Raw genomic sequence first — 14,014 nt, 5'->3', positions numbered from 1 at the left:
CAAGCTCGGTCGCGGCGGATCAGACGTTGTAGATGTCGGTCTTGTACCGGGCCAGGTTGGCCGGGTCGCGGAAGAACTCGATGGTCTGCTCCAGGCCCTGCTCCAGGCTGAAGGCGGGGGCCCAGCCGGTGGCCCCGCGCAGCCGGGTCGCGTCCGCGACCAGGCGCATGACCTCGGAGTTGGTCGGACGGATGCGCTGCTCGTCCTCCTTCACCACCAGGTCGACGCCCATCAGCTTGCCGACCAGGGTGACCAGGTCGCCGACCGAGATCTCGCCGCCGGTGCCGGCGTTGAAGGTCCGGCCGACCACGGCCTCGGCGGGCGCGGTGCCCACCGTGCGGAAGGCGTTGGCGGTGTCCTTGACGAACATGAAGTCGCGGGTCGGGCGCAGGTCGCCGAGGGTGATCTCGGTCTGGCCGGCCGCGACCTGGGCGATCACGGTCGGGATGACGGCGCGCATCGACTGGCGCGGGCCGAAGGTGTTGAACGGGCGCAGGGTGACGACCGGGGTCTCGAAGCTGGCGTGGTAGCTGTCGGCCAGCCGGTCCCCGCCGGCCTTGGAGGCCGCGTACGGGGACTGGGTGTTGATCGGGTGGTCCTCGGTGATCGGCACGGTCTGCGCGGTGCCGTAGGTCTCACTGGTGGAGGTGTGCACCAGGCGGGGGATCTCCAGGTGGCGCACCGCCTCCAGCACGTTCAGGGTGCCGGTGACGTTGGTGTCCACGTACGAGTGGGGGGCGCGGTAGGAGTAGGGGATCGCGATCAGGGCGGCCAGGTGGTAGACCGCCTCGGTGCCCTTGACCAGGCCGTTGACCGAGCCCGGGTCCCGGACGTCGCCGAGGACGATCTCGACCGAGTCCAGCACGTCCTCGGACAGGGTCTCCAGCCAGCCGAAGGACGAGAACGAGTTGTACTGGACCATCGCGCGGACGTGGTGCCCGTCGGCGACCAGGGTCTCGACGAGGTGGGAGCCGATGAAGCCCTCGGCTCCGGTAACCGCGACGCTGCTCATGCGGATTTCGCTTTCTCGATCTGCCGGGGCGGTCCGACGCGCTGTGGTGCGGCCGGCCGCCGTGGCCCGGTGGGTGTCTCAGGTGGAGCGGGTACGACGGTGCACGCGAAAGGAGGCGTGCGGGACATTCGTTGTGTTCAGCGGTGCTGGGTGGTGCGGCCGAGCGCGGGCCCGGCGAGTGCGGTGAGGACGACGGCGGCCGTCCCGCAGCCGATCAGCTGCAGGACGATCGGGTCCGCACCTGCCAGCAGCCCGGCGCTCTCGGCGACCGCGGCGGCCAGACAGACGAGGGCGGTGCTCCAGCTGAACCCGAAGGCGTTCAGCAGCAGCGCCAGCCAGAGCGAGCCGCCGAGGAGCAGCATCGCGCCGAGCTGCGGCACGCCGAGCGCGGGGGCGCCGGGCCACAGCACGGTCGCGGCGGCGTCCAGCGCGGCCACGGTGGTGAGGTAGATGAACAGGCAGCCGAGCAGGATCGCGCCGGTGCGGCGGGAGAACTGGCCGCTGGTGTGGCTGGTGCGCAGGGCGGCCACCGCCAGGGCCCGGTAGCGGAAGAGCAGCCACTCGGCGAGGCCCAGGCTGAGCGTCAGCGCGATCATGGCCGGGCCGGTCGGGGTGGTCGAGGTCTCCTGCGCGGGGTGGCCGCCGGTCTGCACGGCCTGGTGGATGGTCCCGCCGAGGCCGGCGATCAGCGTGAGCGCGCCGCAGGCCAGGCCGAACAGCAGGTGCGGGACCTCCTGGCGGGCCGGCAGCCTCATCACCACGGACTCGCGTTCGCCGCCGCGGATGCAGACCAGCAGTTCGCGGACGGCCAGTCCGACCGCCAGCGCCAGCGAGGCGAGCAGCACGACCGTACGGACCACCTGCGGGACGTCCACCGCCAGCACCACGCCCGCGCCGACCGAGGCCGGGGCCAGCGCCAGCAGCAGGAACTTCTCCCGCCCCAGGACCAGCAGCACGGTGGCCGCGCCCAGGTAGCAGGACTGCCCGGCGGCGAAGGACAGCGCGCCGAGCGGCCCGCCGACCAGGTAGGCGGAGGCTGCCGCGACCAGCGCGCCGAGCGGGGCGCCGACGGCCAGGCAGACCGCCGCCTCGCGGCGGCGCAGCCGGCCCAGCCAGCGGTAGGAGCGGTGCGCCAGCGCCTGGTTGAAGCCCCAGCTGACCAGCGTGGCGACGGACAGCGCGAGCATGCCCGAGGGCAGGCCGAAGCGCATCCGGGTGGTCGCGAACAGGTTGGCGCCGAGCAGGTAGCCGAGCCCCGGCAGGGCGAACACCAGGCCGCGCACCACGCAGCGCCAGGGGTCGGCCCGCCAGGGGTTGGCGAACTCGGAGCTCGGTCCGGGGTAGCGGCGCTCGACCTTCTCGAACAGCTCCTCGGCGACGGTGAACGCGTCGGGGCGGCCGTACAGCAGGGCGGCCTGCTCGTCCGAGAGGCCGTCGGACTCCAGGAAGGCCGCGATCTCGTACGGGTGGACGGCGTCGGCGCAGACGTCGCGCAGGCGCTCGGCGAGTTCGTCCAGCGGGTCCGCGGGGAGGTAGAGCGACTCCTCGGGCTCCGGCTCCGGCGGGGCGGGGCGACGGCGCTTGAGCGGCAGCGTGCGCAGCTGCATGGTGTGCTCGGGGCCGCCTTCGCCCGGGACCAGACGCAGAGGACCGCTCATGCGTCCACCTCGCTGTGCTCGGCGGCCGCCTCTCGGCGGACGCGCCCTTCGACGGTTCGCTCTTCCCCGGCCTCCGGCAGGGGGTACCCCCGACGCCCGTTCACGCCCCGACCTCGCTCGGCTCGGGACGGGCGGCGGCCGGCCGCTGGCTCCAGTCGGGGCTGGGGACCTGGTCGGTGACGGCGACCACGCCGCCGGGCATCCAGCGGGCGGTGCCCAGGAGTTCGGTGTAGATGCCGCGGAAGCCGTCGATGTTCTGGCGGAGGGTGAACTGCTCGATCACCCGCAGCCGGGCGCCCTCGCCGAGCCGGGCGCGCCGTTCGGCGTCGCGCAGCAGCTCGATCGCGGCGGCCGCCATCGGTTCGGGTTCGCGCGGGGGGACGACCAGTCCGGTGTCGCCGACGGCCTCCCGGACGCCGCCGACGTCGGTGGAGACGGTCGCGCGGCCGCAGGACATCGCCTCGATCAGGGTGAACGGGAAGCCCTCGCTGATGCTGGAGAGCATGACCACGTTGCCCGCCGCGTAGGCGTCGGTGATGTCGGCGACGCGGCCCTCGAAGGCCACCGAGTCGGCTATGCCGAGCTCGGCGGCCAGGGCTATGCAGCCGTCCCGGTACGCCTCGCCGCCCTTGGGCGTGCCGCCGAAGAGCCGCAGCCGCGCCTCGGGTATCTCGCGCCGGACGATGGCGAAGGCCCGGATCAGCGTCTCCAGGTCCTTGATCGGGTCGACCCGGCCGGCCCAGCTGAGGGTGGGCGTCTCGGGTTCGGGGCCGGCCGGCGGGAAGGCCGCCGGGTCCACCCCGTTGTAGACGGTGCGGATGTGCGAGGACGGCGTGCCGCCGCGCTCCTCCCAGCGCCGGTTGTACCGGTTGCCGGGGGTGACCAGCGCGGCCTGCCGGTAGCTCTCCTCGGCGAGCATCCGGTAGAAGCCGAGCAGCAGCGCCTTGACCGGCCAGCGGTACGGGCCGGTGCGGTAGCCGAGGTAGCGCTCGCGCAGGTAGATGCCGTGCTCGGTGAGCAGAAACGGTACGCCGTACTGCTGGGCGGCGATCAGCCCGGGCAGGGTGGCGAGCCCGCCGCTGGCCGCGTGGGCGACGCCGTCCTTGGGCGGCTCGACCGAGAGCGGCCGCAGGGCGTGCTCCAGCAGGTCGGTGGCGTTCAGGGCGTCGTGCAGGGTGGGCCGGGACACGGCGGTCGGCAGGTAGTCGCGGGTCCAGACCTGCTGGAGGGTGCGCAGCGCCCGCTCGCTGCGCAGCGCCGGGCTGAGCAGCCCGCGCCGGGCGAGGTCGGCGAAGCCGTACAGCTCGGTGCCGAAGTGGGTGGTGTAGACCGGGTCGAGGATGGAGTGCAGGAAGCGCTCGTACGCGTTGAGGAAGCGCCGCATCTCCTTGCCGCGGGGCGGCCGGCCTTCCGAGGCCGGCCCCCACAGCGGTGCGGTGGTGACCGACCGCACGTTGGCGGGCAGCTCCCATGCCAGTGGTTCGTGGCCGGTTCCGGTGACGGCGATGACGTCGAACTCGACGTCCGGCATGCCTTGAACGAGCTGGTCGCACCAGACGCTCACGCCGCCGTGCTGGTGCGGATACGTCCCCTCGGTGAGCAGGGTGACGCGCATTCCTGTCCCCCCTCCTGTTCTTGCGTCGGTTCCGGTCTGGATGACCGGAACGGGAGCCGTGGCGGGGCCGGGCCGGGCGCCCGGCCCGACCCCACCAGCGGGTGGTACCGGTTACCGGTTGCCGGGGCGTCCGGTGGTGCTGCTCGGCGTGGCCGTCCCCCCGGAGGCCTTGCCGTTCTTCGCCGCGGCCTTGTCGCCGTGGTGGCCGTTGCCGCCCTGCCCGATGTTGCCAGCGGCGACGTCCTTACCGGGCACCGGGGTTCCGCTACCGGGGACCAGGGACGGAGCGGGCTGGCGGGTGGTGTCGCTCGGGCCCGCCGGGACCGGGATGGCGACGCCCTGCGGGACGACCGTCTTGTCCGCCGGCGCCGGGGCCGGGACGGACTTGGCCGCGACGCTCGGCGCGACGGCGGCCGGGGCGGTCGGCGCGGACGGCAGCTGCAGGGTGACGCTGCTCTGCAGCGCGCCCGGGGCCACCCAACCCGAGAGGGTACCGGCGTAGGACGAACCGAACCCGGTCGTTCCGATGGCCAGCTTCTGAGCGGTTCCGGTCGGCATGGTGGCCTGGACCTGAACGCCGGACGGCGCGTTCACGGTGACGGTGTTGCCGACCCGGTAGGCGGTGACCTGGCCGGAGGCGAGCGCCGTGTTCCAGGCCGCGCGGCGCTGGAACTCCAGACCGATCTCGCGCTGGCTCAGGTTCACGATCGGGGCGCTGTCCGCGTGCAGCGAGCGGTAGGTGCCGAGGATCTTCTCCAGCACCGGGTACAGGATGCCGTCCTCGGCGAGGTTCGACTGGTGCACGAAGTGCGGCCGGGGGTCGTTGCTCAGCACGTGGCCGAGGTCGATCCGGGCCTCCAGCGGCACGATGTACGACTGGTAGCCGGTGTTGACGTCCAGCGGCTGCGGCAGGCAGGTCGAGTTGGCGTTGTTCTCGCAGACGCCGCTGCCGCCGTTGGCCTTGCTGGTGTAGATCCAGTTGTACTCGTCGGTCTCCTCCTTCGCCGTGCCGGCGTTGTAGAAGACGTTCATCGGGTACCGCGGCACGGTCAGCGTGGAGGTGCCGACGGCGCGCTGGGCGGCCTCGCGGGAGGCGTCGCTGGCGGTGAACTTGATGCCGTTGGCGGCCAGCGCCGGCGCCAGGTTCGGGTTGTCGCTGGTCTCCTGCGGCGCGGTCAGCAGCCCGGAGTGCTCGCCGGTGACCAGGGTCTGCGGGTCGAACCGGAGGCCGCGGGCGGTGGCCCAGTCCGAGTTGTTCCTGATCTGGGTGGAGACGGTGTTCTGGTCGACCCAGACCGTCTTGCCGGCGGCGTCCTTGGAGCAGCGCCACGGCACCACCGAGACGTCCTGGACGCAGCCCAGGTACGGGTGGGTGTAGGTGTGGTTGATCCAGCGGTAGCTGTTCTGGTCGGTGATCAGCTGGTCCGCCGCGGCGTCCACGGTGGTCTCGTGGTCGGCCTTCCAGTCCTCGCTGCCGCCACCGTTGAACACCATGTCCAGGGTGAAGCCGTTGGCGGTCTGCCACTGCTTGAGGCGCTGGCCCTCGGCCTGGGTCATCCGGATCGGGTTGGCGGAGTCCGGGGTGCCGGGCGGGCAGGTGACGTCGCCGGGGGTGCACTTGAGGACGGTGTCCCAGCGGTCGTCGGCCAGGAAGACGTCGTCCACGTGGGTGGCGAAGTAGTTGCGGTCGTAGCCGAGGTGGACGCCCTGGGTGAGCCAGTCGACCATGCCGCGGGCCAGCAGCCGGTACTGCTGCTGGTACTGGTTGTAGACGAACGTGACGACCAGTTCCTTGCGGCCGTCGTGGGTGTACTCGCCGACCAGTGAACCGCGGGCGGTCGCGCCGGGTATCGGCGCGTCGACGAGCGGGACGAAGGAGGCGCCGGCCGGCAGAGCGGCGAGCGGGGTGGCCAGGTAGCCGTAGCTCTCGCTGACGTTCGCGTCGTTGTCCTCGAAGGGGACGCTGCCCTTGAGGTACCCGAACGGTCCCGAAGTTCCGGCCGCGGTGGTGGCGCCCTGGAATCCGTCGAGGGTGCCCGCGAATCCGGGATTCTGGGCGTAGTTCAGCCCCACCGCGGGACTGGCCCACGTGTACGCGTCGATCTGGCGGACGTTGAATGCGGCTTCGTAGCTCGCGATCGCCGTCATCTCGGCGGCACTGTTGGGGAAGGGGTTTTCGTTGGGCAGCACGATGCCCTGGAACTTCCCCCGGGACTGGCCGTTCACCGTGTCGCTCAGGAAAGCGGAGTTGATGACGGGGCGGTTGGGGTCATTGAGGCTGACGACCTTGTAAGGCGTGCCCTGGCTCTTCAGCTCGGCGGTGATGGCCGCGACGGACGGGCCGCCGTCGTCGATGACCAGGACGGTGAGGTCGATCCTGGGCGGCGCGGTGTCGCCGTGGGCCAGGGTGGTCTGCAAGCCGCTGGCCAGCAGGACTGCCGCCGCGCACGCGGCGACTCTTCGGGTCGCTCGACCCATGGTGATCCTCCCCTTGGTACAGGCGTCGCGCTGCTCCGCGCTCGCCTGCCCGTGTAGCTGTTCGCGGGCAGCAGGCTGCCCGGGCCCATCCTGGTCGAGGGACGGCAGTGCGAGGGACCAATCGGGCGAGAGTGCAGCGAACCTGTTACCAACGTTCATGGCGAAGCCATGAAGGCGCTGATTGTGACCGGAACCGTACCGGCGGCGCAAATAATGAATTGAAAATGAAAAACCGGAAGCTGAGTGCTACAAGCGGTAACCGACGGTGTGGCTCGGCGGGTCGGGCGGGACACCTACACTGTCGTCGTTGCGCATGACACTCTTGCACATCCCACCGCCCGGTCGGGCAGGTTCATGCAATATCGGGCACCGCTGTGCCATGTGACAGTCCGAATATGCAATGGAGGCGCTCGCGTGGTCGATCAGCATACCGAGCCGGCGGGATTCCGGAGCGTACGGAATGCGTCACCGGAGCCGTACGGAACGCCGCTGGTCGGGCGCAGTCTCGGTTTGCGGGGTGCGCTGAATGCCCGCGATCTGGGCGGCTACCGGGCGGCTGACGGGCGGATTCTCCGGCGCGGGGTGGCACTGCGCAGCGATGGCCTGAACCATGTCACCGCCGAGGACATCGGCCCGCTCGGCGCGCTCGGCCTGCGCAGCGTGGTGGACCTGCGGAGCATGGGCGAGGTCCGCGAGGCCGGCCTGGACCGCCTGCCGGCCGGCGTGACCCTCCACCACCTCCCGCTGCTGCCAACGGACTTCGACGTCTTCGTGCTGGTCCGCGACGCGCTGGCCGACCACAGTCCGCAGCGCCAGCGGGCGCTGCTCGGCGACGGCCGGGCGGCCGCGCTGATGACCGGCCTCTACCGCTGGTTCGTCACGGAGCGGGTGGCGCGCGAGCGCTTCGCGGCCCTGCTGCGCCTGCTGGCGGCCCCGGAGGGCCCGCCGCTGCTGTTCCACTGCACCGCGGGCAAGGACCGCACCGGCTGGGCCGCCGCGCTGCTGCTGACCGCCCTCGGGGTGGACCGCGGGACCGTCCGGACGGACTACCTGCTCACCAACGAGCGCTCCGCCCCAGTGGTGCGGCGGGTGCTGGACGACCTCGGCGGCCGCGGCCTGATGCGCGAGCCCGAGCTGCTGCTGCCGGTCTTCCGGGCCGACGGCGGCTACCTGGACGCGGCTTTCGCCGAGGTCGAGGCCGGCTGGGGCGGCTTCGACGCGTTCTGGCGGGACGGGCTCGGGCTGGACGACGAGGTGCTGGCCGGGCTGCGCGCCAACCTGCTGGACGACCCGGTGGCGGACCCGGTGGCCGGGCCGGGCGGCGGCCCGGCCACCGGCGGCCGGCTCAGCCCTCGTTGATCAGCCCCTCGCGCAGCTGGGTGAGCGTCCGGGTGAGCAGCCGGGAGACGTGCATCTGGGAGATCCCGATCTCCTCGCCGATCTGCGACTGGGTCAGGTTGCCGAAGAACCGCAGCATGATGATCCGGCGCTCGCGCGGCGGCAGCTTGGCCAGCAGCGGCTTGAGCGACTCCCGGTACTCGACGCCCTCCAGCGCGAGGTCCTCGTAGCCGAGCCGGTCGGCCAGCGGCCCGTCGCTGTCCTCCTCGCCGGTGCTGGAGTCGAGCGAGCTGGCGGTGTACGCGTTGCCGACGGCGAGGCCCTCGACCACGTCCTCCTCGCTGACGCCCAGGCAGACCGCCAGCTCGGCGACGGTGGGGGAGCGGTCCAGTCGCTGGGAGAGATCGTCACCGGCCTTGGTGAGCGCCAGCCGCAGCTCCTGGAGCCGCCGGGGCACCCGGACCGACCAGCTGGTGTCCCGGAAGAAGCGCTTGATCTCGCCCACCACGGTGGGCATCGCGAAGGTGGGGAACTCCACCCCGCGCTCCGGGTCGAACCGGTCGATCGCCTTGATCAGGCCGATGGTGCCGACCTGGACGATGTCCTCCATCGGCTCGTTGCGGCTGCGGAAGCGCGCCGAGGCGTACCGGACCAGCGGCAGGTTGAGCTCGATCAGGGTGTCGCGGACGTAGGTGTGCTCGGCGCTGCCGGGCTCCAGCGCGGCCAGCCGCAGGAACAGCGAGCGGGAGAGCGTCCGGGTGTCCAGCGCGGAGCCGGGCGGCGTCTCCGGCGCCGCCTCGGGGCCGGGCGGCCGGACCGGTTCGACCCGCTGCCGCGGGACCAGGTCCTCGACGACGGCCGTGCCGTTGGCCTGTCCAGCGTGGATCTCCGCAGTGGCCGGCTCTCCGGACATGCACCCACCCCCTTGTGACTGTCAGCTGAACGGGGGCCGTCGCGCGGAGGTTCCCGGCGAGGGCCTTCCCCCTCCATACCGGAACACGGTCTACGGCAAACCCGAACGTCGCAAGATGTCACGTCGGGGTAACTGGCTGCAATGTCACTCTTCCCAGGAGTTGCCGGTCCGAAGCCTGGTCAGGATCCGGGAGAGCAGCCGGGACACGTGCATCTGGGACATCCCCAGCTCGGTGCTGATCTGGGACTGGGTCAGGTTGGCGAAGAACCGCAGCATCACGATCCGCCGCTCCCGCTCGGGGAGCTGGACCAGCAGGTGGCGGACCATGTCCCGGTGCTCGACCTCGGCCAGCGCGGAGTCCTCGTAGCCGAGCCGGTCGAGCAGCGCCAGCCCGCCCTCGTGCTCCTGCGCGGCCTCCAGGGACGCCGCGTTGTAGGCCCGTCCGGCGTCCAGGCAGGCCCGTACGTCCTCCTCGGGGATCCGCAGGCTGGCGGCGATCTCGGGCACCTTGGGGGCCCGCCCGTGCAGCACCGTCAGCTCCTCCATGGCGCCGCTGACCTGGACCCAGAGCTCCTGGAGCCGGCGCGGGACGTGCATGGTGCGGACGTTGTCCCGGAAGTAGCGCTTGATCTCGCCCAGGATGGTCGGCAGCGCGTAGGTGGGGAACTGGACGCCGCGGCCGGGGTCGAAGCGGTCGATCGCGTTGATCAGGCCGATGGTGCCGACCTGGACGACGTCCTCCATCGGCTCGCTGCGGCTGCGGAAGCGGGTGGCCGCGTAGCGGACCAGCGGGATGTTCACCTCGATCAGGGCGGCCCGGACCCGTTCCCGCTCGGGGGCGTCCGGGGGCAGCTCGGCGAGCCGCTCGAACAGCACCCGGGTCAGCGTCCGGACGTCCACGGCGGGGCGGCCGCCGGGGCCGCGCAGCCGGTCCGGGCGGAGCTCGCCGGCCGGGCTGGTGATCGCGGCCAGCACTTCGTCCACGGACATCTCACCCCTCCCAAAGTCGTCAACGGCGGTCCCTGCGGAGCGGGTGTCGCGGCTGGTTCACTACCTCGCCATGTCCGGCAAAACCGGTCATAGCATCACAAGGTGGGCACACGTCGGGCAAGCACCCGACGGAGGTGTGTTGGTGGGGCGTTCAACCTTTCCCGGGCCGGCCGGCGAAGCGCCGCAAGGGTCGTTCCGGGGCAGAGCGAGGCGCCCCGTCCGGAGGCCGGACGGGGCGCCGCGGTCCGTCCGGGGGAAGGGCGCTGGGGCTGGCTCCGGACGGGCTGGGTCGGACGGGGTGGAGCCGGACGGCCGCTCAGACCTCGACGTCGGCGATCACCCAGGTGGCGAACTCGCGCCAGAGGCCGGCCGCGGCCTGGTGGTCCGGGTGGGTGAGGTAGGCCTGGAGGGCGTCGCGGTCCTCGACCAGGCTGTTGATCGCGTAGTCGTACGCGATGTCGCGCTCGGTGGTGTTCCAGCCGCACTCCCACTCGCGCAGCTCGGGGATCACCGCGCCGAGCGCGTCGAAGGCCTTGGCGCCGGCGAGCACGCGCTCTTCGTCCTTGCTGACGCCTTCGTTGAGCTTGAACAGGACCAGGTGCCGGATCACGATTGCCGCTCCTCGCGGACGGGGACAGAGGGTCGCGCTCACCGTAGCCGGTGCGCGGGGCCGGCCGTCATCCGGAGGAGGCCGTCCGTCACTTGATCAGACCGGTCATGAAGGTGCCGACCGCCTTGGCCGCGTTCGAGATCCCCTCGAACCCGAGCTGGACCAGCTCGGCGGACCGGGAGGGCGAGGTGATGATCGAGTAGAGCACGAAGACGAGCAGGAGGACCATGCCGATCTTCTTCGCCTGCGCCATCGGGTGACCTTCCTCCGAGCTGTGCGCCGCCGTCATCCGGTCCCCGAGCGGCCTGCAGGGGCAGCTTATCCACCCGGACGGGCTATCAAGTGTGCGACGCGTTCGGCCGCCGGGACGAAGGTCCCCGCGAGTGGGGCCTTTCTCCGGGTGCCCGGCCGAGGCCCGGGCGGCAGGATGGAGGACGTGCCGGGGATCTGGCAGGAATCCCCCGGTACGTGGATCCGGAGCTCCCCGCTGTGGGACCGGTCGCCGCGGCTCCCCCCGACGCGGCGCCGGTTGTGGGACTCCGTCGGGGGAGCGGTCAGTCCCCCCGAGCCGCTCCCCCTCCAGGCTCCGTACGGACCGGGCACCGGTGGTCATCGGCCCGGGGTGCGGAGCCGCTCCTCGTGCCCGCGCGGGCCTGCTCCCCGGCACCGGACGGCAGGCCCGCGCCGGACGAACGCCGAGGGCCCGTCCGGATCGGACGGGCCCTCGGGCTTTCGAGCGGTAGCGGTGGGATTCGAACCCACGGTGGAGTTGCCCCCACACACGCTTTCGAGGCGTGCTCCTTTGGCCGCTCGGACACGCTACCGAGAGGAACTCTACCGGAGGTGTGGCGCAGTCACGAAATCCGTATCGCCACCGCGGTCGGCGGGCCTCAGCGGTGGGTGTCGAAGAAGGCGCGCAGCTGCTCGCCGCACTCGTCGGCGAGCACGCCCCAGATCACCTCGGGGCGGTGGTTGAGCCGGCGGTCGCGCATCACGTCGAAGAGCGAGCCGGCCGCGCCGGCCTTCTCGTCGAGGGCGCCGTAGACCACCCGGTCGATCCGGGACAGCACGATGGCGCCGGCGCACATGGTGCACGGCTCCAGCGTGACGACCAGCGTGCAGCCGCTCAGCCGCCACTCCCCGGTCTTCTCGGCCGCCTGCCGGATCGCGACCACCTCGGCGTGCCCGGTCGGGTCGCCGACCGCCTCGCGCTCGTTGTGGCCGCGTCCGATCACCTCGCCGTGCCGGTCCAGGACGAGCGCCCCGACCGGTACGTCGCCGGTGGCCGGCGCCAGCGCGGCCTCGGCCATCGCGAGGCGCATCGGCGCCGCCCAGCGGTCGCGGACCGGGTCGGGGCGGACGGGGGCGGGCAGCGGGGGGACGAGCGGGACGGTGAGCGGGGTGGATGCGGGCTGCATGGCATCCAGTGTCGGGTATCCGGTGGCGGACACCGGCATGACCGACCCCGCTACCGGACGGCCTCCAGGACCTCGCCGCAGCCCAGGGCCTCGGCGATCTCCTCCAGGGCGTCGCCCGGCACCGCGCCCTCGCCGCTGAGCGCGAGCAGCGCGTCGGAGGCGAGGCCGAACTCGGTGAGCAGGTGGGCGTCGCCGAGCGGGCCGACCGGGACGCCGCCGCGGGCGTCGGCGTCCTCCTCGTCCTGCTCCTCGGCCTCCTCGGCCTCGTCCAGCAGGTGGTCCAGGTCGCCGAACTCGCTCTCGCCGGCCTGGTCGACCAACTCGTCGGTGAGGACGGCGCCGTAGGAGCTGCGGGCGGCCGCGGCACCGTCCGACACGAAGATCCGCGGGTCCTCCTCGCCGTCCACGCGGACGACGGCGAACCAGGCGTCCTCCTGTTCGATGAAGATCAGGACGCTGTCGTCGTCCTGGGCGGAGTCGCGGGCCAGATCGGTCAGATCGGCCAGGGTTTCGACGTCGTCGAGCTCCGTCTCGCTCACATCCCACCCGTCCTCGGTGCGAGCAAGCACTGCAGCGAAGTACGCCACCAGGGACACTCCCAAGATCATCGGTCTCGGCTGTCGGCGCGCACGGGCGACGCGGAATTCTGGCCGCCCCCGCGCCAGAGGCGGTCCGCTTGTTCGGACCGTCCCATCGGAATCGTGACAGAAAGCCCGCCCTCGCGGGGGGTGTTCGGCAGCGCGTCTTCGCAGGTCGTGTCGGAAGGACCGGGTGGCGGGCGGTGAAGTCGGGCCGGGGCGGTCCGGGGCCGGTCGAAAATTGCTCCGAACGCCCGTCGGGATCGGGGCGGGCCGTTTCGCGGGCCGTCCGGGGGCGGGCGGGGCCTGCGGCAGGGGCCTGCCAGGGCGGTGCGGGGGCCGTGTCCGGGCGTCGTCCGGGCCGGTCAGATCCGGAAGGTCCGCATCCGCATCGCCTCGCGCATCCGCCGCTCCTTGGTCCGTCGGGGCTGCACCCGCTCCCGCAGCTCGCGGGCCTCGGTGAGCTCGCGCAGGAAGACGGCCCGCCGCTTGCGGCGCTCCGCCTCGGTCTCCGGATGGTCGTACGGCGGGCCCGGGCTGCGGCCCGCCCCGTCGACGGGCTCGTCCTTCGAGCCGTCCCCGGCGTTCGGGTTGCTCGTCATAAGACGTGACATTCCCCGAACGGCCCGGTTGATACCACAGGGGGCAGTTCCGTCCGGACATCCGCGGCGGGTCACGGCGTGTCACCGGAACGTCACCCGGTCCGGCACGCGGGTGGGGCACGGCGGTCGTACACCCGTCCAGGACCGGGCTAACCTCGGTACATGCGTCTCCACGTCGTCGACCACCCCCTGGTCGCCCACAAGCTCTCCACCCTGCGCGACGAGCGCACCGACTCGCCGACCTTCCGTCGCCTGACGGACGAACTGGTGACCCTCCTCGCCTACGAGGCCACCCGGGACGTCCGCACCGACGAGGTGGAGATCACCACCCCCGTGGCGGTCACGACGGGTACCCGGCTCAGCTACCCGCGACCGCTGGTGGTCCCGATCCTGCGGGCCGGCCTCGGCATGCTGGACGGGATGACCCGCCTGCTGCCGACCGCCGAGGTGGGCTTCCTCGGCATGGTCCGCAACGAGGAGACCCTGGAGGCCTCCACCTACGCCACCCGGATGCCGGACGACCTCTCCGGCCGCCAGGTCTACGTGCTCGACCCGATGCTGGCCACCGGCGGCACCCTGGTCGCCGCGCTCAGGATGCTGATCGAGCGCGGGGCCACCGACGTCACCGCCGTGGTGCTGCTGGCGTCCCCCGAGGGCGTCGAGGTGATGCAGCGGGAGCTGGCGGGCCTGCCGGTCACCGTGGTCACCGCCGCCCTGGACGAGCGGCTCAACGAGAACGGCTACATCGTCCCCGGCCTCGGCGACGCGGGCGACCGCCTGTACGGCACGGCCGGCTGAGCCT

At 72.2% G+C, this 14,014-nt stretch carries 13 protein-coding genes and 1 tRNA gene; 2 read left to right on the top strand and 12 right to left on the bottom strand.

The genetic code is table 11. The features are described from left to right. Nucleotides 1–19 precede the first annotated feature (19 nt). The 4 genes from ACZ5GH_RS17670 to ACZ5GH_RS17655 all read right to left on the bottom strand — a co-directional run bounded on the left by ACZ5GH_RS17670 (nucleotide 20) and on the right by ACZ5GH_RS17655 (nucleotide 6,763). A complete protein-coding gene (locus ACZ5GH_RS17670; RefSeq protein WP_387752283.1) occupies nucleotides 20–1,012 on the bottom strand; it encodes an SDR family NAD(P)-dependent oxidoreductase in 993 nt (330 codons plus the stop codon). A gap of 137 nt (nucleotides 1,013–1,149) precedes the next feature. Further along, nucleotides 1,150–2,670, bottom strand: coding sequence for a hypothetical protein (locus ACZ5GH_RS17665; protein ID WP_464334717.1), 1,521 nt, complete (start codon nucleotides 2,668–2,670; stop codon nucleotides 1,150–1,152). A gap of 100 nt (nucleotides 2,671–2,770) precedes the next feature. Then, the gene (gene pelF / locus ACZ5GH_RS17660; protein WP_387752289.1) at nucleotides 2,771–4,285 is read right to left on the bottom strand and encodes a GT4 family glycosyltransferase PelF; all 1,515 of its coding nucleotides are present in this window, start codon (nucleotides 4,283–4,285) and stop codon (nucleotides 2,771–2,773) included. A gap of 111 nt (nucleotides 4,286–4,396) precedes the next feature. After that, a complete protein-coding gene (locus ACZ5GH_RS17655) occupies nucleotides 4,397–6,763 on the bottom strand; it encodes a hypothetical protein (protein WP_464334716.1) in 2,367 nt (788 codons plus the stop codon). Nucleotides 6,764–7,117: 354 nt separating this feature from the next. Between ACZ5GH_RS17655 and ACZ5GH_RS17650 the strand changes: the two genes are divergently transcribed. Further along, nucleotides 7,118–8,122 carry a tyrosine-protein phosphatase gene (locus tag ACZ5GH_RS17650; protein ID WP_464334715.1) on the top strand — a complete coding sequence of 335 codons (1,005 nt, stop codon included), beginning with the start codon at nucleotides 7,118–7,120 and terminating at the stop codon, nucleotides 8,120–8,122. Here the strand turns inward: ACZ5GH_RS17650 and ACZ5GH_RS17645 are convergent. From ACZ5GH_RS17645 to ACZ5GH_RS17610, 8 genes are all read right to left on the bottom strand, one after another. After that, entirely contained in the window at nucleotides 8,109–9,014 is a 906-nt protein-coding gene (locus ACZ5GH_RS17645; RefSeq protein WP_464334714.1) for an RNA polymerase sigma factor SigF, read from the bottom strand. The two genes, ACZ5GH_RS17650 and ACZ5GH_RS17645, sit on opposite strands and share 14 nt — an antisense overlap. A gap of 144 nt (nucleotides 9,015–9,158) precedes the next feature. Continuing rightward, nucleotides 9,159–10,004 (bottom strand): RNA polymerase sigma factor SigF, encoded by an 846-nt coding sequence (locus ACZ5GH_RS17640; RefSeq protein ID WP_387752299.1) that lies wholly within the window; start codon nucleotides 10,002–10,004, stop codon nucleotides 9,159–9,161. Between the two features lie 316 nt (nucleotides 10,005–10,320). Next, the gene (locus tag ACZ5GH_RS17635) at nucleotides 10,321–10,614 is read right to left on the bottom strand and encodes a Dabb family protein (protein WP_380699755.1); all 294 of its coding nucleotides are present in this window, start codon (nucleotides 10,612–10,614) and stop codon (nucleotides 10,321–10,323) included. An 88-nt stretch (nucleotides 10,615–10,702) separates the two neighbouring features. Beyond that, nucleotides 10,703–10,867: a hypothetical protein gene (locus ACZ5GH_RS17630; RefSeq protein ID WP_199823286.1), complete on the bottom strand. Its 165-nt coding sequence runs from the start codon at nucleotides 10,865–10,867 to the stop codon at nucleotides 10,703–10,705. Nucleotides 10,868–11,351: 484 nt separating this feature from the next. Continuing rightward, nucleotides 11,352–11,438: transfer RNA gene (locus ACZ5GH_RS17625), tRNA-Ser, on the bottom strand. Nucleotides 11,439–11,504: 66 nt separating this feature from the next. Further along, on the bottom strand, nucleotides 11,505–12,032 hold the full coding sequence (gene tadA / locus ACZ5GH_RS17620) for a tRNA adenosine(34) deaminase TadA (protein ID WP_464334713.1): 528 nt from the start codon (nucleotides 12,030–12,032) through the stop codon (nucleotides 11,505–11,507). Between the two features lie 50 nt (nucleotides 12,033–12,082). Further along, entirely contained in the window at nucleotides 12,083–12,640 is a 558-nt protein-coding gene (locus tag ACZ5GH_RS17615) for a tRNA adenosine deaminase-associated protein (RefSeq protein ID WP_387752303.1), read from the bottom strand. A 335-nt stretch (nucleotides 12,641–12,975) separates the two neighbouring features. Beyond that, nucleotides 12,976–13,212 (bottom strand): hypothetical protein, encoded by a 237-nt coding sequence (locus tag ACZ5GH_RS17610; protein ID WP_387752306.1) that lies wholly within the window; start codon nucleotides 13,210–13,212, stop codon nucleotides 12,976–12,978. A gap of 162 nt (nucleotides 13,213–13,374) precedes the next feature. On the opposite strand from ACZ5GH_RS17610, the gene upp reads away from it, so the two are divergent. Further along, nucleotides 13,375–14,010 (top strand): uracil phosphoribosyltransferase, encoded by a 636-nt coding sequence (upp, locus tag ACZ5GH_RS17605; RefSeq protein WP_387752309.1) that lies wholly within the window; start codon nucleotides 13,375–13,377, stop codon nucleotides 14,008–14,010. Nucleotides 14,011–14,014 lie beyond the last annotated feature (4 nt).

The organism is Kitasatospora sp. Xyl93 (genome assembly GCF_055383135.1).
This window is presented reverse-complemented; position numbering and strand designations above follow the sequence as displayed.

Bases quoted from the DNA above. Each gene is read 5' to 3' on its own strand.
- upp (WP_387752309.1), top strand. From the start codon at position 13,375: ATGCGTCTCCACGTCGTCGACCACCCCCTGGTCGCCCACAAGCTCTCC.
- ACZ5GH_RS17665 (WP_464334717.1), bottom strand. From the start codon at position 2,670: ATGAGCGGTCCTCTGCGTCTGGTCCCGGGCGAAGGCGGCCCCGAGCAC.
- ACZ5GH_RS17630 (WP_199823286.1), bottom strand. From the start codon at position 10,867: ATGGCGCAGGCGAAGAAGATCGGCATGGTCCTCCTGCTCGTCTTCGTG.
- tadA (WP_464334713.1), bottom strand. From the start codon at position 12,032: ATGCAGCCCGCATCCACCCCGCTCACCGTCCCGCTCGTCCCCCCGCTG.
- ACZ5GH_RS17615 (WP_387752303.1), bottom strand. From the start codon at position 12,640: ATGATCTTGGGAGTGTCCCTGGTGGCGTACTTCGCTGCAGTGCTTGCT.
- ACZ5GH_RS17610 (WP_387752306.1), bottom strand. From the start codon at position 13,212: ATGACGAGCAACCCGAACGCCGGGGACGGCTCGAAGGACGAGCCCGTC.
- ACZ5GH_RS17655 (WP_464334716.1), bottom strand. From the start codon at position 6,763: ATGGGTCGAGCGACCCGAAGAGTCGCCGCGTGCGCGGCGGCAGTCCTG.
- ACZ5GH_RS17650 (WP_464334715.1), top strand. From the start codon at position 7,118: ATGCAATATCGGGCACCGCTGTGCCATGTGACAGTCCGAATATGCAAT.
- pelF (WP_387752289.1), bottom strand. From the start codon at position 4,285: ATGCGCGTCACCCTGCTCACCGAGGGGACGTATCCGCACCAGCACGGC.
- ACZ5GH_RS17645 (WP_464334714.1), bottom strand. From the start codon at position 9,014: ATGTCCGGAGAGCCGGCCACTGCGGAGATCCACGCTGGACAGGCCAAC.
- ACZ5GH_RS17670 (WP_387752283.1), bottom strand. From the start codon at position 1,012: ATGAGCAGCGTCGCGGTTACCGGAGCCGAGGGCTTCATCGGCTCCCAC.
- ACZ5GH_RS17640 (WP_387752299.1), bottom strand. From the start codon at position 10,004: ATGTCCGTGGACGAAGTGCTGGCCGCGATCACCAGCCCGGCCGGCGAG.